15 protein-coding genes are annotated in these 20,872 nt (G+C 54.0%); 4 read left to right on the top strand and 11 right to left on the bottom strand.

Annotated features, from left to right (window positions below):
- Window position 1: 1 nt before the first annotated feature.
- The 11 genes from M2305_RS14320 to M2305_RS14270 form a co-directional block, all read right to left on the bottom strand.
- Window positions 2–1,066, bottom strand: coding sequence for an efflux RND transporter periplasmic adaptor subunit (locus tag M2305_RS14320; RefSeq protein ID WP_264649770.1), 1,065 nt, complete (start codon window positions 1,064–1,066; stop codon window positions 2–4).
- 89 nt (window positions 1,067–1,155) lie between these two features.
- Window positions 1,156–2,427, bottom strand: a complete 1,272-nt coding sequence (locus tag M2305_RS14315; RefSeq protein WP_264649769.1) for a TolC family protein — start codon at window positions 2,425–2,427, stop codon at window positions 1,156–1,158.
- A 12-nt stretch (window positions 2,428–2,439) separates the two neighbouring features.
- Window positions 2,440–2,706, bottom strand: coding sequence for a metal-sensing transcriptional repressor (locus tag M2305_RS14310; protein ID WP_064275554.1), 267 nt, complete (start codon window positions 2,704–2,706; stop codon window positions 2,440–2,442).
- A 336-nt stretch (window positions 2,707–3,042) separates the two neighbouring features.
- On the bottom strand, window positions 3,043–5,319 hold the full coding sequence (locus tag M2305_RS14305; RefSeq protein ID WP_264649768.1) for a TonB-dependent receptor family protein: 2,277 nt from the start codon (window positions 5,317–5,319) through the stop codon (window positions 3,043–3,045).
- A gap of 431 nt (window positions 5,320–5,750) precedes the next feature.
- The gene (locus M2305_RS14300; RefSeq protein ID WP_264649767.1) at window positions 5,751–6,692 is read right to left on the bottom strand and encodes an aliphatic sulfonate ABC transporter substrate-binding protein; all 942 of its coding nucleotides are present in this window, start codon (window positions 6,690–6,692) and stop codon (window positions 5,751–5,753) included.
- Window positions 6,689–8,002: an LLM class flavin-dependent oxidoreductase gene (locus M2305_RS14295; RefSeq protein ID WP_276556590.1), complete on the bottom strand. Its 1,314-nt coding sequence runs from the start codon at window positions 8,000–8,002 to the stop codon at window positions 6,689–6,691. The genes M2305_RS14300 and M2305_RS14295 overlap by 4 nt, the downstream gene beginning before the upstream one ends.
- Before the next feature lie 85 nt (window positions 8,003–8,087).
- Window positions 8,088–9,581 carry an MFS transporter gene (locus M2305_RS14290; protein WP_211512336.1) on the bottom strand — a complete coding sequence of 498 codons (1,494 nt, stop codon included), beginning with the start codon at window positions 9,579–9,581 and terminating at the stop codon, window positions 8,088–8,090.
- The gene (locus tag M2305_RS14285) at window positions 9,578–11,011 is read right to left on the bottom strand and encodes an FAD/NAD(P)-binding protein (RefSeq protein ID WP_264649765.1); all 1,434 of its coding nucleotides are present in this window, start codon (window positions 11,009–11,011) and stop codon (window positions 9,578–9,580) included. Before M2305_RS14285 ends, M2305_RS14290 begins: the two co-directional genes overlap by 4 nt.
- Complete coding sequence (ssuD, locus tag M2305_RS14280; protein ID WP_264649764.1) at window positions 11,008–12,189, bottom strand: FMNH2-dependent alkanesulfonate monooxygenase; 1,182 nt, start codon at window positions 12,187–12,189, stop codon at window positions 11,008–11,010. Before ssuD ends, M2305_RS14285 begins: the two co-directional genes overlap by 4 nt.
- Window positions 12,186–13,580, bottom strand: coding sequence for an NtaA/DmoA family FMN-dependent monooxygenase (locus M2305_RS14275; RefSeq protein ID WP_264649763.1), 1,395 nt, complete (start codon window positions 13,578–13,580; stop codon window positions 12,186–12,188). The genes ssuD and M2305_RS14275 overlap by 4 nt, the downstream gene beginning before the upstream one ends.
- On the bottom strand, window positions 13,577–14,791 hold the full coding sequence (locus M2305_RS14270) for an acyl-CoA dehydrogenase family protein (protein ID WP_264649762.1): 1,215 nt from the start codon (window positions 14,789–14,791) through the stop codon (window positions 13,577–13,579). Before M2305_RS14270 ends, M2305_RS14275 begins: the two co-directional genes overlap by 4 nt.
- Before the next feature lie 311 nt (window positions 14,792–15,102).
- Here M2305_RS14270 and M2305_RS14265 point away from each other — a divergent pair, with 311 nt between their 5' ends.
- The 4 genes from M2305_RS14265 (at window position 15,103) to M2305_RS14250 (ending at window position 20,864) form a co-directional block, all read left to right on the top strand.
- Complete coding sequence (locus tag M2305_RS14265) at window positions 15,103–17,361, top strand: TonB-dependent receptor family protein (RefSeq protein ID WP_264649761.1); 2,259 nt, start codon at window positions 15,103–15,105, stop codon at window positions 17,359–17,361.
- A gap of 148 nt (window positions 17,362–17,509) precedes the next feature.
- Entirely contained in the window at window positions 17,510–19,069 is a 1,560-nt protein-coding gene (locus tag M2305_RS14260; RefSeq protein ID WP_264649760.1) for an ABC transporter substrate-binding protein, read from the top strand.
- Window positions 19,066–20,028: an ABC transporter permease gene (locus tag M2305_RS14255; RefSeq protein ID WP_264649759.1), complete on the top strand. Its 963-nt coding sequence runs from the start codon at window positions 19,066–19,068 to the stop codon at window positions 20,026–20,028. The genes M2305_RS14260 and M2305_RS14255 overlap by 4 nt, the downstream gene beginning before the upstream one ends.
- Complete coding sequence (locus M2305_RS14250; protein ID WP_264649758.1) at window positions 20,025–20,864, top strand: ABC transporter permease; 840 nt, start codon at window positions 20,025–20,027, stop codon at window positions 20,862–20,864. The genes M2305_RS14255 and M2305_RS14250 overlap by 4 nt, the downstream gene beginning before the upstream one ends.
- The last annotated feature ends 8 nt before the right edge of the window (window positions 20,865–20,872 follow it).

The raw sequence follows: 20,872 nt of genomic DNA, 5'->3' as shown, positions 1-20,872 counted from the left end.
TTCAGTCGCCGCTCGAAGCTGAAAAAATGGCCGCGCTCTTGAGGGCAAAGCTGCCGCTACTTACGACTTTACTGTCGGGAGGCAGATCGCTCTGTACGACTGCTTCGTCGTCGGTTGAGAGCAGTATGTGCACGTCATGGGGCTGGAAGAGGGTGCCCCCAGAAGGGGTGTAGACCACATCGTGGCCATTGAACTGCTGTATGGCGGTGGCTGGTACAATAATTCCTTTGGCGGCTTGGGCAGTCTCGAGTGTCGCATCCAGCATTGTGCCAGGTCTGAGATTAACGGCAGGTTTATCAAACGTACCAATAACCCGAAGTAACCCTGTGTCAGCATCCGCCACATCGTTAATAGTGCTGATCTTCGCAAAGACGGGCGGCTGTTTCATATGACCTGACGGACGAACAGAAAAGCGTCCACCAATAACGAGATCCTGCGCATCCTCCGGTCGAATGCTCGCAACGATCCAGACTGATGAGAGGTCTGTTACATTTGCGACAACATCGCCGCTTGTAACATCATCAGCAACGGCAACACCGACGTTCTGAACGACGCCATCTACGGGGGAAATAAGCCGGGAGTCTTCACCATGCCCGATCGTCTCTGTTGCAGAGGTGAATTCTTCTTCAAGACGATGCTTGATGGTCTCACTATCAGCGCGCTTTGCAGCCAATGTGGCCTGTGCCTGCTGGAGCATAGCCAGACGGCGGAGGACCTCCCCGGATGAGACGGTTGTGCCGCTCAGGGAGCGCCCTCGTTGATAAGCTTTTTCAGCCTCTGAGACCGCCGCCCGGGCTGAACTTAATGCCGCATTGGTCTGCCCCTGTTCGAGATAGAGTTCATGCAGGGAATGATCAGTGTATGTAATCAGCACTTGCCCTTTCTGGACGCGTGCGCCAGGTGTGACCAGAACTTCAGTAACCTTGCCGCTTCCTGCAGGTCTGATCATCACCGAATGCGTTGAATTGGCCATGACACTGGCCATTGCGGGTAGAAGCGCGTGAAGTTCGCCGTATCTGACGGGCGAGACGGAGATGCTTTCACTTTGCTGCGCTAAGGCGCTCATATGGACAGGCTTTAGCCACGAAGGAGTTTCCGCCTGACAGGGTACGGACATAATCCCGAACATACAAAGCGGCAAAAAGCGTATGGTTTTCAAGGCAGTGTCCCTGTGGAAATACAGATACGCACGATGGCGCTATGCCAGGCAACCTCGGCCTGATTCAAGGTTAGGAGAGCGCGCCACGCATCCGTTCTGGCGCGTAGTGCTTCAATGAGTGGTGTCTCACCAAGGCGCCATGAATGTTCCATGGCATCTGCACGCTTCATGGTCTGGGATGCACTTGTCTGCGATTGCAACAGCATTTCATGAGCCGCTTTCACCCGCGCCATGACCTGAACAAGTTCCGTATGAACGGCACGGCGTGCCTGAACTTCAGCACGCGTCGCTGCGGCGAGACGGTCCCGAGCAGCAGAGAGAAGGGGCGTATGTGTAACATCGCTGGGAAGAGGGACGCGCACATTCACGCCAACCTGTGTCGCCCACGGGCTGCCGTATTGCCCCTCATCAATTGCATCGATCCCTATTTCAGGATTGGGCATGAAGCTGGACCGGGCCAGATGCATGTCTTCCTCAGCGGCCACGACAGCGCGGTGAGCTGACTGTAGGCGAGGATCAAGGTTTTCCAGAGCCTGAAGATTGCCAGTCGGGATCCGGGCAAGCCACGGCGCCTGTGCCGACAGAATATCAGGAAGACCTGGAATGCCCAGCAGGGACAGTAACTCGGCGCGGGTTCGGGTTTGATTTTCTTCCGCTTCAGCCAACTCAGAGCGAATATCCGCGAGCTGAGCATTGACTGCTTGCATCTCAACGCCGGTCGTTTCGCCTTGCGCCTTTGACTGGGATGTCAAAGACGCAATATGTTCCATCGACCGCACGAGCATATGCGCTGCTATGACGCGACGATCAGCCAAAATGGTCGCACCACTCTGTTCCAGCACGCGCACAGCGATTGCCATGCGCTCCACTTCAACGCGAGCAAGAGCGGCTTTGGCATCAGCCTGAGCCAGGTGCTCGGTTGCACTTCCTTGGCCAGGAAGCCAAAGCGGCACTGACACGCCCCCTTGCCACGTGATGTATCCCAGATTTGTACCGGACGCCCGATCATCGCTGTAGCTTGCCGTCAGGATGGGGCCTCCTGCAAACCAGGACTTGGCTGCTGCTGCGCGGGCATCGGCAGATTGAGCGTTAGTGGCCAGCTCCTGGCGGACTGGATCGTTGTCCCAAGCAGCTCCCAGAGCCGTATGGAGTGGAATAACCGTGTCATCTGCACTGAGGGCTAGCGTTGGAAACCAGCCGACTGACAACAGGCAGGCGAGTGCCATCCTGCGCGGCGCCACGAAGCAGATATGTGCTGGAAACCGCACCTGTCTCGTTCCTTAAAAGTATTTCACAAGGAAAGAAAATTCCTGAATGGCGTCCTCGCGGCTCATTTTGCCATCGGCGACGGCATCAACGATGCATCGTTCAAGATGATCCTGCACGAGCAGGCGCTTGGCACCACGGATGGTGCTTTCGATAGCCGCAAGCTGTTGAGCAAGCTCAGAGCAGGAGCGACCTTCCTCCATCATCTCTATGACTTTGGCGATATGGCCGTGAGCCTGCTTGAGGCGAGGTTTGATGAAAGTGTGTGTTTCGTGTGCCATGTCCATTCCCTACCCTGAGGGGGAGGGGGTAGTAAAGTCCAACTTTCGCTTGTGGGCACAAAATTTATTAAGAGTGGCTCTCCATGTTCTTGCCGCCTCTATGCCTGAGGATAGCTCTCCAAAAACATGGGTAAGCCGTCGTTTTAGCGACTTTCCGTTGGAAGTTAGGGGCCACGCAGCAGGGGGGCATACACAAGGATGGAGCCAAGTATGATCCGGACCGATCATCTCAAGGTAGCCAAGCTCTCGCTCTTGTGAAGGCCGCTATCGCTTTGCGTCAGATTCTCCAATTGGCTCGGAGTGGGGCAGACGGTCTCCGTCTTGCCCCAACACGGTTTAGAAGCCGACTGAGACACCGCCAAAGAGGCCGAAACCATCTCCCGGCTGCATGACCGACAACTGCTTTCCCCCTGCAATGTATCCAGGCACTACGATGGAGGCATAATGCTTGTTGGTCAGGTTGTTGAATGACAGAAATACCTGACGATGCTTGCCGGGCCATTCATAGCCAACATTGGCATTATAGATATGATAGGACGGCGCGAAATAGGTATCGTCATAAGAGCCGGAAACCTTTGACGAAACCTGTGCATTGAACCCCGCATAGAAACCATTTTTCAGATCGAGGCGGACTTCTCCCTGGTAAAAATGCGCTGGAATCCCCGGAAGTTTATTGCGCCCGAACACAGCATCATTTTTGAAATGAAAATCCTGGTAGGTATAGGACTGTCGCAGACCTAATGTTCCACCGGACCATTTATAAAGGTCGGTCTCCAGTGAAGCTTCCACCCCCTGATGCACAGTTGGAGAGGCGTTCGAGTAGGTCGCATTTCCGTAAAGCTGTGACAGCGGAGTCATAACTGACAGAAGTTCGTTCCTGACGGAGGAATAGTAGTAGGTCAGGCTCCATTTATTGTGTAGCCAGTCACCTGTCGTGCCGATTTCGTATGTTGTTGCCGTCTGATTTTCGAGACTGGCCCCCGTTGCCGTCAAGCCTGCCGCAGGTCCAGTCGTGTAGTTGGCACCAGACAGAAGTTGCCAGTCATTAGGTGGCTGAAAACTGCGGCTGACGTTTCCATACACAGAAACATGCGGACTGATGACATATCGAAATCCTCCGCGCGGGGTAAAGCCCACGGCCGAGGTGCCGAGAGAGCTTTGCGTTGGATACGTCACGGCCGTAGAGCGCTGTACGAAGTCCAGTGCTCCAGCGCCCGTCAGCCAGAAATTATGAAAGAGTTCGAAGTTATCTCTGATATGGAAATAATTGTCCGTTCCGCCGTAAGTAGCGTGCCGGAGCTTTGTTCCAAGAGGAATCCCGGCATACGTGCCCGTATATGTTCGTGTACGGGTGGTTTGCCAGGCATCCAGGTCACTATAGGTGTCAATTCCGAACAATGCGTCGTTGCTATGTCCCCACAGCTTGTCTTTGCGGCTGTAGCGGATCACGCCAGCGATCGTCTTGTATCCCCAAACGCCAGCGGTCGTACCGTTTTCAATATCAATCGGAGCATCCTGATAATCAATTCCCAACTCAAGCTTGGAATGATCGTCAATCCGGATGGTAGTCATGTTTCCATACCATTTTGAGCCCGGCTGAATGCGTTTGGAATGCAGCGCAACGTAAGTTGATTGTGCCTGTTTTGGATTATCAATGATCTGATCGCGTGTCAGGAAGCCCGGATAGCCGTTTTGCGTCTGCCGATACCGGAAGAAGAACCGTGTGGAGACCTTGTCATTGAAGCGGTATCCATAGTTTGCGTTTACACCAAAACTGCTTGCCGCAGTCTGCTGCTGGTATCCGCCCCGATAGGATTTAGTGACACTGACATAGTAGTCAGACTTCCCGATGACTTTTCCTGAACTGATCTGTTGCTTGTTATAATTGAAGCTTCCGGCTTCTGCCCGAACCTGGAATACGTCTGCATCGTAACCCGTAGGGGTTACGTAGTTGATGGCGCCCCCTAATTGCATGCCTCCATAATCGAATGCATTGGCTCCACGGAGTACTTCGGTATAACGCACCCCAAGTGCCTCAAAGAGTTCGTATGGCGTACCGGCAGGGGTCGTGACAGGTAGTCCGTCGAACATCATCAGGATGCCTGAGCGAAAATAGTTCGTACCCGTTTGAATCCCTGATCCACGGATAGAGAGGCGCAATCCATCACCGCCGCCCGAACTCTGCGCAAAAACACCAGGCTGAAATGCAAGAACGTCAGCATTCGTGAAGTTCCGACCTTTCAGAACTTCATGCGCGTCAATCACACTAACCCCGCCAGGAATAGTGCTTAACGCCGCCTTCGATTGGTCCACAACAGAACGCCGCCGAGTAGAAACCTTGATTGTCTCACTGCTCGGAGCAACAAAGGGTTTAGGAGGAGCAGGACGATAGAGCGTATCAGGAGACTGCGCACCATTTACGGTAGAGGACTTCGCCGGTTTTTTACTTAAAGCGCCTGTACGATGATGGTTCGTGTGAATTTTGTGTTCCGCAGCCTCGCTCACAAGCGGTGTCATTGCAACCGCACTTAACAGGACGGAAGACAGTCGTGCGCGAGACACACCGAGGCGAAAACCTGTGTGAAAATACACCCGATTTTTCATGCTCTTCATTTTCAAGCTCATTCGGAGGCAAAATTTTGCCTCATGTTTGTTGATGCTTTAGCTCGCTTGGGGAGCTCTGTATTTTATGTGTGAAGACTGCGATCGCACCTGTATTGACGATTTATGTGCTTCTCCATTCTCGCGTTGTTTGACGCAAGATACAGATACACAACGTCTTTACCTGTGATGCGCCCGACGCAACTTCACAACAAGGCTTAATGCCTCTCAGGCATCACAACACTTACATCGCATCCAAGTATTCCTTGCCTGAAAATATATCACCAAATACGATGGTTGATAATATTATATTACTTTTCGGTTTTGATTTATATGGCGGTAAATATGAGTTTGATTCACGTCTTATATGACAAATCCCTGAGTATTGGGGCGGCAATGAAATGTGAACCTGCCTCCAAAGGCTCCTACATCAAGAGCTTTGATCACTTCCAGACCGTTGAACCAATATCAACGTGTGACGGTAAAAGTCCTTCCTTTAGAAATCCGTCAGCAACCTGTTGTTGTTCCTGAATAATCTCTGCACTCATAGGCGCATAACTGAAATCACGTGTTTTGATTGCAGAATAAACCGTGTCGTATGGCAATCCCGTTTGTGTTGCGAGAAGACGGGACACTTCAGGCTTATGGGCCTGGGCCCAATCATCGGTTTGCGCGATCTGGCGAAGTGCCTCCCGAAGAAGGTCAGGCTGACTTTCTGCAAATCCACGGCGAGCAAGGAAAAATTCTCGATTGGCGACGATATCCTGAGCCGTCGTCAGAATGCGCGGGCTGTTGGAAAGCGCACTGGAGAGGTAGGGGTCCCATATTGCCCACGCATCAATCTGGCCGCTTTCAAAAGCGGAACGAGCAGAGGGAGGGGTCAGATAGGCTGGTTTGATGTCATGAAAAGACAAACCGGCTTTATGGAGAACCTGAAGAAGAAACCAGTGGACATTGGACGCGCGATTGAGAGCAATCCGTTTGCCCTTTAGATCCGCGAGGGTTCGGATCGAACTGTCTTTAGGGACGAGAATGGCTTCAGCCAGTGGAGCAGGAGGCTCGTGCCCTACATACACAAGCGCATCAGGACTTGCAGCCGATGCAAACACTGGCGGAGCATCACCGGTCTGCCCCAGATCGAGTGCTCCCGCTACCAGGGCTTGCAAGAGTTGTGGACCAGCGACAAATTCTGACCACACGACATTCGCGCGGCCCGCCAATGCTTTTTCCAAGGCACCAGAGGCCTTGAGAATAACGAGAGTGCTGTAGCGCTGGTAGCCAATACGGATGACAGGCGTGGCTGCGTGCGCTGAGGAGGCAAAAGTGAGTGCAAGCCCCCCTGCCAACAGACTGCGACGGGTGATAACGGTAAGTGGATCAGTCATGGAGCCGCCGTGTTGTATTGTGGTTCAGATGTTCCGAAGAGCTTTTCCCGCAGAGTTCCGGGCTGATATTCCGTCTTGTAACGGCCACGCTTTTGAAGCTCTGGCACGATATATGTCACGAAATCCTCGAAGCTTCCGGGGGTGATGGCATATGCGAGATTGAGGCCGTCAATACCTGTGTCTTCAATCCAGGTTTCGATCTGATCCGCGACTTTCTGAGGCCCACCAACGAACGTCACGCCCATTCCCCCGATCGCAGCATGTTCTGCCAGTTCCCTGACAGTCCAGACCCGTTTGGGGTCAACAACGGTCAAGGCATCGATGGCGGAGTGAATGGCATCGTTGCGGATATGACGGACTGGATCATCGAGATCGAAGGTCGAAAAATCGATCCCTGTCCATCCTGACATGAGCGTCAGAGCCCCTTCATGGCTGACATATTTTCTATACTCCGCCCATTTTTCCAAAGCAGCCGCATCGTTTTCGGCAGTGACGATGGTTATGAGTGAGAAAATCTTGAGTGATTTTCGGGAACGTCCCGTGCGTTGAAGCTCTGCCTCCAGCCCAGAAACAGCATGTCGTGCCACCTCTTTGGACGGGCCGGCAATAAAGACGCATTCAGCGTAGTCGCCGGCAAAAGCCCGCCCTTTACTGGACGTGCCAGCTTGATAGAGAACGGGCGTTCGTTGTGGTGAGGGTTCACAGAGATGAATTGCATCGACCTCAAAATACTTGCCTTTGTGCTGAAGACGATGAACCTTTGAGGGGTCTGTAAAAATTCCGAGTTCTCTGTCTCGAAGAACGGCACCATCCTCCCAGCTTCTTTCCCACAGGCCCCTCAAAACCTGCATGTAGTCGCGCGCGACGTCATAGCGCTCATCATGAGACGTCTGCTGCTGCTGACCCACGCCTTTTGCGGCGCTGTTCAGATAGCCCGTTACAATGTTCCACCCCATCCGTCCGTTGGTCAGGTGATCCAATGTGCTGATACGGCGAGCAAAGGGGTAGGGATGTTCGAAGGAAAGTGTTGCTGTTAGCCCAAAACCCAGGTTCTCGGTCACAGCGGCCATGGCAGAAATCAGCATGGCCGGGTCATTAACGGGCACCTGAGATGCATTGCGCAATGCGGCTTCCGGTCCGCCCCCATAGACGTCGTAAATGCCAAGAACATCTGCGATAAAAAGACCGTCGAACAGGCCGCGTTCAAGCGTTTTTGCGAGGTTGGTCCAGTATCCGAGGGTGTTGTAATGCCATGATTGATCGTCTGGATGGCGCCATAGACCGCTTGCCTGATGGGAGACGCAATTCATATCAAACGCGTTTACGGGGATAAGAGACACAGGCGCTCCTTGAAAACGATCAGGATGAAACGGCGAGAGATGGGCTCGGCTGTACTCAGCCCTGATTTACGAGGGCTGAGTGTTGAGGGGATGCGTCTTGCCGAGGTGCGGGCCTCAGCACGGACTTTAATGTGTCGTCGCCATCTGGGTCGTAATTGAAGACATCCCAACGGATCACCTGATGCAATGTCAGACCGATCAGAGGCGCGCTCAAAATGAACCAGAAAAGGTTCGTCCCGAAATTCGCATAGAGACTAGGCAGAGCCCACATAGCCATGGTGGCGCCCAAGCCAGAAATGAGCCGGTTCATGCCAATACCCACGCCGCGGATTTCGGTTGGGTAGGTCAGTGTGGCGTAGATCATCTGCTGGCAGCCGGGTCCGAAACCTTGACCGAAAAGATACCCTGCAAAACCTGCGAGTACCGCTATGACGCCTGCCGTGGAATGTGGCGTGCCCACAATCGCCAGAGTTCCGATGGAGATCGCCTGCAGGATATATCCAGCGATATTGACCTTACGGGACGACACGTATCGCGCCAGACGAACCCCAATCAAACCACCCGTAAATGCGAAGACGAGGTTCAGAATGATTGATGTAATCAGAACCTGCTTACGGTCGAGGTGCAGCATTCCTGCGAGCAAACTCGGCGCCCCGAACGCGATTGCGGCGTAAGAGTAGGCACTGACGATCGAAATGATACTGACAAGAATTCCACGCTTCAGCAGGGGCTGCCGGAAGAGGGGGGCAATCCCGTGAGGTTGTGGTCGGATAGGAGGCGCTTCGATCTGAAGAACCGGGTCAATGCCATGAGACGCCCTTAAAATTTCCGCTGCTTTTTCCAGATCTCCGTTCCGAGCGATCCAGATAGGGGACTCACTCATGTACCTGTTACGGACAAGGATGATCAGAAGCGCGGGCAGTGCTCCGAAGGCCAATGACGCGCGCCACAGCCAGTCCGGATGAGTGGCTGGAACGACCGCATCAAGGGCAAAGACAAGGAAAAAGCAGAGCGAGGAAGCCGCATACCAGGTCGGGCACCATGCCGCAGCCCGGCTCGCTTTGCTTCCTTTTCCACTCAGCTTTGAAAACTCCGACAGGAATGCCATGGCCACAGGCAGGTCCATTCCGACGCCAAAACCCATTGCGAAACGGGCAAGGATCAGGATGGTGGCCGTTGGCGCCATGCCTGCTACGAGGGCTGCAATGACGAAGCAGATCATGTCCGCCATGAAAACGGCGTATCGACCGATCCGGTCGGTCAGCCATCCCCCAGCGATACTCCCGACGATCGTGCCTGCACTCATCGCTGCTGCGACCATCCCTGTGGCGGATGTGGAAAGACCAAAGTGCTTCTGTACGTCACCAATGCCGTAGGAGAGCGTTGTCAGGTCGTAGGCGTCAAGAAAGACGCCACCGAGAGCCAGGGCAACGATAATGTTTGCGTGCCCGCCCCCTTGAGGCCCTGCATTGACGATGGCGGAAACATCGTCAGCATGACGGATGACAGGGCGAGGCGTGCCGGATGTGGCAGTTTGAGCAGACGTCATGAATGCACCTGTTCAGAATGTGTCGAGATCTGAAGGGTATCGGCCAGTCGGGTGGCGACAGATTGAGCGTTCGCTGTTACTTCCGGAAAACCCATAAGCTCGCCAAAGGTCCCACGGGAGAGTGGTCCGGCAATAAACAGGCCTGATACCGGGCGTCCGCCAACAAGGGCCACGTGGTCTTCCCCTGTCCAGAGCCCGAGACCAACGGGATCTTTCTGCACAAAACCATCCTGAGCCAGACGAGAGAGAAAGCCCGGCTTCGTCAGAATACCGGCATGGTCCGGGCCAGTGGTATTGATCAGAATGTTTGTCCGGATCGCGCGGGTTCGTCCCCCACGTTCCCGGAGATGCAGAGTCAGGCCGTCAGGTGTGGCTTCCGCACGTTCGATCCGCGCTGCAAGAACCGTAAGTGAGCCAGTTTCTGATCTCAGGTTCAGAGCGCGTTCGACCTGTGGCGCGATCCGAAAACGATGGACATCCCAGAACGGTCGAAGATGGCGGACAAGCCGACGCTGTTCCGTTGGGGGAAGTGCCGTCCAGATAGCCTTGCCCTGTCGCCGCACAGCATCCAGAACGTCTTGCCACGGGCGGTCCGGGGCTAAACTAAGTGTCTTACGAATGCGTGTGAGCAGACCTAACGCCGTCTGTTCAGGGTTGGTGGAAAAATCCCCGAAGAGACTGGTAGGCTGAGGAGAATGCCCCCGGGAGCGTAGGCCACGTCGGGAAACCGCGGTGATAGGGCCCAGATGCCCCTGTGCGGTGAGCGTTGCTACAACATCTGCCATTGTGAGGCCGGTACCTACGATGGCAATCCCTGCGCGAGGATCTATGGTTTTGAAGGCATTCTTCGCCCATGGGTCGGAGATCACACGTGGATCGTCCGCGATTTTTTTGAGGGGATACGGCAGGGCGGGAGCGGGATGAGATGTCGCAATGACGACATCCGATACGGTAAATACCGTGCCTTGAGCGGTATGGATCAGCCAGTGCTGACCATCGTGCTGCACGGCTACTACGGCATCCTGAACATGCCTGAGTGTCTCGTTGACGAGAGATGGCGTTATTCTCTCAAAGAGATAGCGGCCAAACTCTGACCTCGTCGGGTAAACGTCTCCAGATGGCAAAAAGGCTTCCGGATCACGGGTTTCGTGACTGTGCCATTTGAACCACTGCGCAAAGTCATCAGGCTTATCCGTATCAATGCTCATCCTTGACGCTGGAACATTGATGCGATGCTGTGGATCTGTGCTGCCATACGCGACGCCCGCACCCAACCGGGCGCGAGGCTCGAAGATCACAACGCTACCGACACCCAGATCTCGGCGTTTACGAAGAAGATGATACGCAATCATCGTCCCTGTCGCTCCGCCACCAATAATTGCCAGGGTGGCAGAAACGGGAGGGCGGCTGATCTGGACTTCCACGTTCATGAAGAGGCTTGGGCCGGGCGATAAGAGTTGGCAATCGTCTCACCAAACGGCCCCATATTGTTCTGACCGCCGGCTGCACGTGTCGGATGAGCTGTGGGAAGCAACGGAAGGACTAGTTCGCCAAAGCTGTAAGCTTCTTCCAGATGAGGGTATCCGGAAAGGATGAAGCTGTCGCAACCAGCGCGTCTGTACTCATCAATTCGCTCGGCAATGGTGGCTGGATCACCGACCAGAGCCGTGCCAGCTCCGCCTCTGACCAGCCCGACGCCAGCCCAGAGGTTAGGGCTGACTTCCAGCTTGTCCCGTCGTCCGCCATGCAGGGCGCTCATACGGGACTGTCCCACTGAGTCCAGCCTTGAGAATACAGACTGGGCCTGTGCGATGGTCGAGTCATCAAGGCGTGAAATCAGGCGGTTTGCCGCGGCCCAGGCTTCTTCTGTTGTCTCACGGGCGATGACATGAAACCTGATCCCGAAACTGACTTCGCGTCCTTCACGCGCAGCGGCCTCGCGAACACGGGAAATTTTTTCCTTAACAAGTGCCGGTGGCTCTCCCCACGTCAGATACTTGTCGATCCGCTTGGCCGCGACCTGTATTCCCGCCTCAGAAGATCCGCCGAAATACAGAGGCGGCCCCCCAGCCTGATGAGGAGGATAAAGGATCTGGCCGTCCGCAATATGGAAGTGCTTGCCCTCGTGATTGACGGTGTCGCCCTTCAGAAGACGAGAGTAGATCGACAGGAATTCGTCAGTAATTTCGTAGCGGGTAGCATGGTCGAAAAAGAGACCGTCCCCTTCGTTTTCTTTGGGATCTCCACCCGTTACAACATTGATAAGGAGGCGGCCGCCGGATAGCCGATCCAGTGTCGCCGTCATACGTGCCGCGAAGGTTGGAGATTGCAACCCAGGGCGGACGGCTATCAGAAATTTCAGGCGTTCAGTGGACGTAATAAGGGAGGACGCAACGATCCAGGAGTCTTCGCAACTCCGACCTGTGGGGAGGAGGACGCCGTAATATCCCAAACTGTCCGCAGCCCGTGCGACCTGCTGGAGGTATGGCAGATCAACGCTGCGGCCACCTTCCTGCGTTCCCAGATATCGGCTGTCTCCATGAGTTGGGAGGAACCAAAGAACGTTGATTTTCTCGGGGACACTCCCGATGGCGGTATTTGTGCTCATGAAAAACTCGCTGTCTGGGCGTGAACGGTTAGGGAGGCTTGATGGGCGGGATGGCTTGTTGGAAGGCGGTCAAAACCAAACAGGCGATGACGGAATGTCTCTGGAGGGGTATTGCGCTCTGGCAGACGACCACGCTTGCGAAGCTCAGGGGCGATCAGCTCTCCAAAATCTCTGGCCGTCTCAAACGTGTGGTATTGGCGGAGGTTAATCCCGTCGATGCCGTCTTCGTCGAGCCAGTCCTCAACAGCATCCGCGATCTGGGACGGTGTGCCAGCGACGAAAAAGCGGCCCTGTTCAAAACTGGCAATCTGGTCCAGCGCGCTACCGACTGTTTGATCCGGGCCAAATCGACGTCCCATGTTTCCAAACGGACGCCCTGACTGTTCAAGCGCCTCACCAATGGTCAGCGAGCGGTCAAAATTCCGCAGATCAATCTCGGCTTGCGCGTGGACATGAGCAGCTTCGACGCTATAGCGCGCCCGGTAACGGCTTAGCTTCTCGTGAGCTTCGACTTCCGTATTCCCAGCGATAAGGCCGGCCATGACATAAAACTTCAGGTCGTTGGGGTCTCGTCCGTTCAGGGCCGCTTGCTCGCGTGTCTGTGCAATGTTGTGGCGAATTTCCTCGCGCGTACGGCCACCAATGAAAACGGCCTCCGCATGGCGGGCTGCAAATTCCAGGCCACGTTTGGAGCCGGTTGCCTGGAATAAAACGGGCGTGCGCTGGCGTGTGGGCTGCACAAGATGCGGCCCCTCAACTTGATGATGCCGACCCTTGTGATTGATGTAATGGACGCGATCCGGGTGCGTGAAAACGTCCTTCTCACGATCGATGACCAGGGCGTCTTCGTCCCAGCTCTGCTCCCAGAGCTTGTAGAGAACCTCAAGATATTCCTCAGCCCGCTCGTAACGCTCGTCGTGCTCGATTTCGTCCGCGAGGCCGAAGTTTCTGGCGGCGTTTGGCAGGTAGGAGGTCACAATGTTCCAGCCAACGCGCCCTTCGGTCAGAAGATCTAACGTGCTCATACGTCTGGCAAAGGCAAACGGTGGCTCATAAGTCGTTGAAAATGTTGCGGCGAACCCTAGACGCGTGGTGACAGCGGCCATAGCCGGGATCAGGGAGAGCGGATCGAGGTTGGGGATTTGCACGCCCAGCCGAAGGGCGGGGTCAAGTCCGTTAAAACGGTCATAAACCCCGATGACATCGGCAAGAAAAATTGCGTCGAAACCTGCGTCTTCCGCGAGGCGCGCCTGTTCCAGCCAGAATGCCATTTCCCCGAAACGGTGGCGATTGTTGTCAGGCGCCTTCCACATTCCGTGAACAATGTGACTCACGCAGGCCATCTCGAAGAGATTGACTTTTAACTGCTTAGGGGCCGATGCCTTACTCATGCCGGCTCCTTGGAGAGACTTTTCTTCAGACCTTCACGGTATGGCGTCCAAAGAGGGGTATCGTTCAAAGCCAGATCCCCGAGTTCCCGGCGGCGCTGGGCCGCAGGGTTGTGTGAGGACAGAACACGAGCGTTGCGCCAATGGCGATCAAGATTTTTGGTCTGACTGGTAGCGGATGCCCCGCCAACTTCAAAAAGCAGATTTGCAGCTTCAAGCGTTTGATCAATAACGATTTGCTGCGCTTTAAAGGCCGCTTCTTCTGCCTCGCTAAACGTGACGCTCTCGGTATCGCCCCGCAGCCAGGCAGGTTCAGCCTCAGTCAATGCATCCGAAACGCGATCGACCAAAGCAGACGTCGAGAACGCAAGGGCGGACAGGCGCCCAACAACACCCTGAACAACGGAATCTTCTCGTTGAACAACTTTGCCGGGGACCCCGAAAGTTCGTGTTCTAGGCCGCACAAAGTCCACAGCATCGCGCAGTACGGCAGCTGAAATTCCTGCCAGGGCTGCAAGATGAAATTGCTGATAGTAAGCGGCGAGATAAGAATGAGCCGGAATATTCCCGGGCTGAGAGCGATCCAGAACTTGTGTGGGGCCAATTAAGACGTTGTCAAAAACAGTTGTTCCGCTGCCCGTAAGACGCTGACCAAACCCATCCCAGTCATCGATACGTGTGACACCAGGGGCATCTGAAGGGACCAGGACGTGTGCCCGTTGCTCTCCCTCTGCCGCCCAGACAATGATCCAGTCAGCATAGAGGGTACCGGTCGAATAGTACTTCGTCCCATTCAGGCGAAACTCATTTCCATCAGAACTCAACTGTGTAAACACGCCTGTTTCGTCTGCGCGTTCTGCCATAGCTGCGCCAAAGAGTGCGCCCTCACGGACACGATCAAACCATTCGGCAGATTTGTGAGCGTGGCGGAGCCTGCCTTCAATAAATGCAAAATGAGCACGAAATATTTGCGGGAGGTTTGAATCTGCTGTCGCCAGATCTCGCAGCAGACTGAAACTCTGCTTGAGAGATGCTCCATACCCGCCAAATCTATTTGGCAGACGTACGCGACCCAGTCCGGCAGTCTTCAAATCCTGAACGACATTTCGGACAAGCGCGGGGTCGCGTTCGAATTCCTGCGATGCACGCGTTATCGTTTCAATGATCGGCTGCAAGCGTTCTCTGGCAGAGACGAAATTGTCGGAAGAGGACATACAACGACACCTAACGGATATAAGGCAAAATCAACTAGAATTCGTAGTTTATGATGCACACCAAACCGTCAGGAGCGTAATTTTTAATTCGTCATCTCTCATATTAATGATTTCAATGTGAACCCCTGGAATGGCTCTTTTCCTAGGGTTAATAAGGGAAAACTGCACTTGTAAAATACAACATTAAAAATACGTTGTTATTAACGTTTATCCATTTGGATATGTGAATAAAGGAATCGCTTGGGGAAAATGCCTCCCACAGCGGCTGATTTTAAGTTCCGAGATATCACCCAAATGTTGAGAAACGAGTCATGAAAGCCTTTTACGAGCAGCGCACACGCATCCTCCTCCTTGGCATGACCGTTCTTTCAACGTGCACCCTAATGCCGGCTGCTTTTGCTCAGGATATTGAACGCAACAAAAATCCGAGCTCGCGTGCCCCTCACACCCATTCTGGAGTCAATTCTCCGAACACTCATGTTGCATCTTCACACTCTAAAAACAGCGTTGTGCCTCCTTCAAAGAGTGAGGATATCAGTGTCACGGGGTCAAATGGTGTCCGTACCGCTGAAAAGCGCCTGAGAAAGGTGCCGGGAAACTTTACAGTTATCAGCAGCAAGGAGGTCGAGAAGGGGCGATCAGCCACACTCGAGGACACTCTGGCATTCCAGCCCGGCATTTTTGCGCAGGCAACCAGTGGAAGTACCGGAAACAAGATTTCCATAAGAGGGTCGGGCGCAGGCGTCTTCTACGGAGGTTACAGCCTGGGAATGAAATACCTCGTTGACGGATTGACTGTCAGCGGTGTGGGAGGATTTCAGGAAGATCGACTCAATAATACCGGCTACCAGCGCACTGAAGTTCTTTATGGCGCCAACGCATTTGACTACGCGGCTACTGCTCTCGGTGGTGGCATCAATTTCGTAACACATACAGGCGTGTCTGCTCCAGGGTTTATGGCCCGCTTTGAAGCTGGCAGCTACGGCACTCTGAAAGAACAAGTCAGTCAGGGCGGAACATTCAGCAATAAGAAAGGCGATTACTACGTCACCGTAGCGCGAACCAATCGCCAGGGATTTCAGAGCTATACGGCAATGCATCGCACTGATGTCGTCGCAAATCTTGGCTACCGTTTCACCGACAAATTATCTGCTCGCCTTATTTTCAAGTGGGATGAAGGGTTCGGCCACTACGGTGGTTTGCTCACACTTGCTCAGCTTCGCAAAAGCCCGAGCATCAACCCAAACGACTGGGGAGGGCGCCCGACCAGAAGCACAATGCTGGGATTTAAAACCAATTATATTTTCGATGATGATTCCAGGCTGGAATACGGCATTACCTGGAACGATTATCCGCTCTTTAATGGGACGAATACGCAGCAGTTTAATCTGTGGCGTTCCACGGATATCAACAATTCCATCAAATATAACCGGAACGATCGCCTCCTCGGACGGAGGATCGAAAGCAACTTCATTCTGAGTGACGTGCATATGGTCTCTGGAGATTCCAGATATTACACATCGTCCGTCCGCTCTACGCAGTCTAATAGTGAAGACTGGACCCTTCATCAGCGTGTCAAATATGGCGGATCGCACGATCTGGTTTTTGCAGCTGGGAATAATTTCAACATTTTCAACCGGCTTTGGCTGACCAGCGGCTTTTCAGTTATCTGGATTGACCGCAATATACGCGTTGTTGACCGTCTAATACCCAACTCAGCTCTTCAGAGCCGTGAACACTATAATAATGTCTTCATTACGCCTCGCGTAGGCTTGCGTTACGAAATTAATCCTGACGTTGATGTGTTCGCCAATTTCAGTCGTTTGATCGACCCGCCTGTGACGTGGAACTACCATGATGTCAAAGGGGGCAGTCCCTACAATGATACAGGAACTGTAGGGCCACTAAAAGCCCAACGGGCTAATTCGGCTGAGATCGGCATCAGAGGTCATGTCGGCATCTTCGACGGAAACCTGACTCTTTATCGGAGTTGGGTCAAAGATGAACTGCTGTCAGTTGTGGTTACGCGCGCAACCAGTACAACAGCAGAAATCACTACAACGTCTAACGCCAGTCCGACTATTCATCAGGGGATTGAAGCGGGCCTGTCAACAAAGCTCTTTAATCTGCATCAGTATGGTGCCTTATCATTCCGGCAGGCTCTCACGGTTAATGACTTCTATTACAGACATGACCCACTTCTCGGACAGAACAAACTCCCGTCGATCCCAACATGGCAATATCAGGCTGAACTTCAGTATAATAATCCGTTGGGGTTCTATGCGAACTTCGATTTCAGATCGTCTTCAAGCTATTATGTTGATTACGCCAACACATTAAAGGCGCCCAGATACGGGATCTTTGGTCTGAAGCTCGGTTACGAGGCGAAAAGCAAAATGTGGAGCACTTTTCTTGATTTCCGTAATCTCGGAAACAAGCATTACGCCACAGCCGCTTATACCGCCTACAACCTAAACCATACGGATTCCGCAATGTTTTACCCGGGTGACGGGTTCAGTGTGTTTGGCGGCGTGACCGTCCACCTCAGTGACCTGGGGAAGCACCTCTGATGATGCGCCGGTCCTTTCCTGACGCGACGCATTGGTCAGACACATGAGCAAACGTCATAACCGCACACGGACTTTGATACTCGCTCCGATCGTGGTGTCTTTAGCTGTCTTGTTGTATCGGCATGATACAGACAGTAGACCGCGACATATGAGCCGGCAGCAGAGTTCAGTGCCTCAAAAAGGTGGGACGCTTGTCTTTGCGACGGAACGCGAGCCTTTGTGCCTTGATCCCCATGTCTATGGGGACATGCCGCAGGTTTATATTGCCGAACAATATCTGGACCGGCTCGTTTCCATGGACGAACAGGGCGCTATTCACCCGTGGCTGGCAACGTCATGGGAGATTACGGACGGCGGACTCACATACATCTTTCACCTCCGTCATGACGTGACCTTCACTGATGGGAGCAGGTTCGATGCGGCGGCCGTAAAGCGTAATCTGGACCATATGGTGGACCCCACGACCCAATCGGGGACTGCGGGGGGATACATCCACCAATACACCCGAACCGATATTCTCGATCCTTATACGGCAGCGGTACACCTGTCTTCGCCATACTCAGCGTTCCTCAACGTTCTGGCGCAGGGTTTTCTTGGAATTGAGTCCCCCACAGCGTTGGCACGGCCTCGCGATGTGAACTGCCAAAGCCCTGTGGGGTCTGGTCCCTTCATTATCAGCCACTGGGATCATCAGAGCGAGGTCGTTCTCAAGAGAAACCCAGCCTATGCATGGGCTCCTCCTGCCGCACGCCATCAGGGACCAGCATGGCTTGAAGGTATCGTCTGGCGCTTCGTTTCCGAACCGTCAGTCCGTTTTGCCATGCTTCAGGCAGGCGAGGTTGGTGCGATTGATAGCGTACCCCCTGAGGGCGAAACGCCGGCAAAAGCCAATCCGGACATATCATTACTGATGGCAGATCGACCGGGAAATCCTACTAACGGAACCTTGAATACGCTTCGGCCGCCATTTGACGACATCCGTGTCCGTGAAGCGTTCATTCGGTCCGCAGATATTGATGGGGCATTAGGCAGTATATTTTTCCATCATTATGAGCGCGCTGGTGGCCCGCTAAGTCCTTCCACGCCAGATTATAGTCCGGATTTCGAGCATACCAAGAACTACGATCCACAACGTGCCAATACACTTCTGGATGACGCGGGCTGGAGAACGCACGATTCCGATGGATATCGGATCCGGGACGGCAAGAGACTGACCGTACATATCCCGATCTCCACGGTTCTTGCACCTGCAGATCGCACTCTTTGGGAACAGGTACAGGCCACAGCCCGCCAGACAGGCTTCGATGTCCGCCTGGAGCCTTTAAGTGAGACTGCGAATATCGCGCGGAGTGACGCCTGGGATTATGATGTGCGGATCGGGTATTGGAACACAAATACTCCGGATGTTCTTCGCATCGTTTTCGGATCTGCTTTTACCAACCATTTCCGGCACGGCATTCATCAGAATGCTTCAGGCTATAGCAGCCCGCTTTTCGACGGTGTCGTGGAACAGGCATTGGCCACGCAAGACCAACAGCAACGGAAAGCGTTTTACCAACAGGCGCAAGAGATCATTGCCAAGGCACAGCTTCAGATCACAACGTATTCGCAGACCACGCGTCTAGGGGTGTTCAGCAATGTCCACGGTGTACGCATCGAGCCATCATTACGCGTCATCAATTTTCATGATGCCTGGATGACGCCATGATGAGACACTTGGCTTCTCAGCGGCTGATCGGTCGGATTGGTTTGAGTCTTGGCATGCTGTTCGCATCTGCCACGCTGACATTTCTCGCGGTACGTATGATGCCAGGTGACCCGGCAACGATCATTCTCGGCGGAGCGCTGGCCAACCCCACACCGGGTGCGGTCGCAGCGATCACAAAGGAGTACGGCCTCGATCGCCCCCTCATCGTGCAATATGGTTTCTATATATGGCGTCTTCTGCACGGGGATTTGGGCGTCTCCTTCAGCCAGCATCTGCGTGTTGCGGAAGTTTTACGCCAGCAGATGCTACCCACGCTGGCACTGGCATCCATTTCTCTGCTCCTCGCATGGACGCTCGCACTGCTGTCAGTGTTCTGCACAGTGCGGCGCGGAAGAGTGCTCTCGACCATTGGAGCCTCTTTCGACATCTCCGCTGCGGCGCTTCCGCCATTCTGGCTTGGAATTGTGCTGCTCTGGATATTCGCATTCAGATTACACCTGCTACCACCTGCCGGAAGCTCATCGTTCGCCTCTCTCATTATGCCGGCATTTTCTCTTGCCATTCCCTTGGGGGGATTTCTGGCACAGGTAACGCGTGAGTCTTTGGAAATTGCCCTCGAGCAGCCGTTCATTCTTAACGCAAGAATGCGAGGGCTTAGTCTGGGGCAGGTTTTGCGTCGTCATGCCCTGCGTCACGCGCTTCTTCCGGGTATCGCACTCTCAGCGTGGGCTCTCGGCGCTCTTCTTGGTGAGACGGCTGTCATCGAAGCCATATTTTCACGTAAGGGGCTTGGACGCACATTGGTCTATGCCGTTTCCGCGCAGGATATGCCCCTAACAACGGGCATCGTTCTGTTTGTCACGGTCGCATACATATTTGCCAGCCTGGGTATCGAGTTCATCCATGAACTGGTTGATCCGCGCCTCGCAACATCTCGTGGGCGGAGAGTTTCGCCATGACCATAACTGCAAAGAGGCTCATCGCGTGGAAGCAGATTCCCCTTGCAACCCTTCCTGCATCAGGCTTTCTGGTGTTCCTTTTGGTGTCAGCCATCATTCCCAATGCGATCAGCGCAACTGATCCCTATGCCATCGCACCACGGCACGCTTTCTTATCCCCAGACTGGAACCACCCTTTCGGAACAGACCAGTCTGGCCGGGATATTCTGACACGTGTCATCCACGGTACACGCCAATCTCTGCTTGTGGGGGCAGGGGCTGTCGCAATCAGTTTTTCCGGTGGGATTATCCTAGGGTTAGCAGGTGGGCTTGGCCCTAGATGGCTCCAGAAAAGTATTGGTGCCATCATAGATGTGCTGTTTTCGTTTCCCGCCCTGATACTGGCGCTTCTCTTCTCTGCAAGTCTTGGGACAGGGGCAGGGCCGCTAGCCTTGGCCATCGGGATCGCTGCGACGCCCGGCTATGGCAAGATGGTTTTCAGTCAGGTTCTATCAGTCAGATACTCCGGATACGTTGAGGCCGCTCGCGCCCTGGGTCACACGCCGTTCTCCATCGTTCAGCGGCATATTCTTCCCAACGCACTTCGCCCGCTCATTGTGACCGCCACCATGGGCGTAGGCCAAACAATTGTCTGGGCGTCAGGATTATCTTTTCTGGGGCTCGGAGCACCGCCGCCCACCCCGGAATGGGGAACCATGATGTCCATGGGCCGCGACTTCATCGCTGATGCCTGGTGGCTCACTCTCTTTCCCGGCCTTTTCATCGTGCTGACTGTGCTGTCCACAACAATAGTCGGACGCTTCTTACAACGTCGCCTCGAAGGCAGACCCTCATGAGGTACTCA

Origin of the sequence: Gluconobacter cerinus (assembly GCF_025961355.1) — a bacterium.
In the GTDB taxonomy this organism is placed as follows: domain Bacteria; phylum Pseudomonadota; class Alphaproteobacteria; order Acetobacterales; family Acetobacteraceae; genus Gluconobacter; species Gluconobacter cerinus.
Note: the sequence above shows the minus strand (reverse complement) of the source record. Positions and strands in the feature narration are given on the sequence as shown.

What these genes read in the sequence shown, in the direction of transcription:
- M2305_RS14320 (WP_264649770.1), bottom strand. Translation starts at nt 1,066, where the DNA reads ATGAGCGCCTTAGCGCAGCAAAGTGAAAGCATCTCCGTCTCGCCCGTC.
- M2305_RS14260 (WP_264649760.1), top strand. Translation starts at nt 17,510, where the DNA reads ATGAGCCGGCAGCAGAGTTCAGTGCCTCAAAAAGGTGGGACGCTTGTC.
- M2305_RS14290 (WP_211512336.1), bottom strand. Translation starts at nt 9,581, where the DNA reads ATGACGTCTGCTCAAACTGCCACATCCGGCACGCCTCGCCCTGTCATC.
- M2305_RS14310 (WP_064275554.1), bottom strand. Translation starts at nt 2,706, where the DNA reads ATGGCACACGAAACACACACTTTCATCAAACCTCGCCTCAAGCAGGCT.
- M2305_RS14275 (WP_264649763.1), bottom strand. Translation starts at nt 13,580, where the DNA reads ATGAGTAAGGCATCGGCCCCTAAGCAGTTAAAAGTCAATCTCTTCGAG.
- M2305_RS14270 (WP_264649762.1), bottom strand. Translation starts at nt 14,791, where the DNA reads ATGTCCTCTTCCGACAATTTCGTCTCTGCCAGAGAACGCTTGCAGCCG.
- M2305_RS14265 (WP_264649761.1), top strand. Translation starts at nt 15,103, where the DNA reads ATGAAAGCCTTTTACGAGCAGCGCACACGCATCCTCCTCCTTGGCATG.
- M2305_RS14250 (WP_264649758.1), top strand. Translation starts at nt 20,025, where the DNA reads ATGACCATAACTGCAAAGAGGCTCATCGCGTGGAAGCAGATTCCCCTT.
- M2305_RS14305 (WP_264649768.1), bottom strand. Translation starts at nt 5,319, where the DNA reads ATGAAGAGCATGAAAAATCGGGTGTATTTTCACACAGGTTTTCGCCTC.
- M2305_RS14285 (WP_264649765.1), bottom strand. Translation starts at nt 11,011, where the DNA reads ATGAACGTGGAAGTCCAGATCAGCCGCCCTCCCGTTTCTGCCACCCTG.
- M2305_RS14300 (WP_264649767.1), bottom strand. Translation starts at nt 6,692, where the DNA reads ATGACTGATCCACTTACCGTTATCACCCGTCGCAGTCTGTTGGCAGGG.
- M2305_RS14295 (WP_276556590.1), bottom strand. Translation starts at nt 8,002, where the DNA reads ATGAATTGCGTCTCCCATCAGGCAAGCGGTCTATGGCGCCATCCAGAC.
- ssuD (WP_264649764.1), bottom strand. Translation starts at nt 12,189, where the DNA reads ATGAGCACAAATACCGCCATCGGGAGTGTCCCCGAGAAAATCAACGTT.
- M2305_RS14255 (WP_264649759.1), top strand. Translation starts at nt 19,066, where the DNA reads ATGATGAGACACTTGGCTTCTCAGCGGCTGATCGGTCGGATTGGTTTG.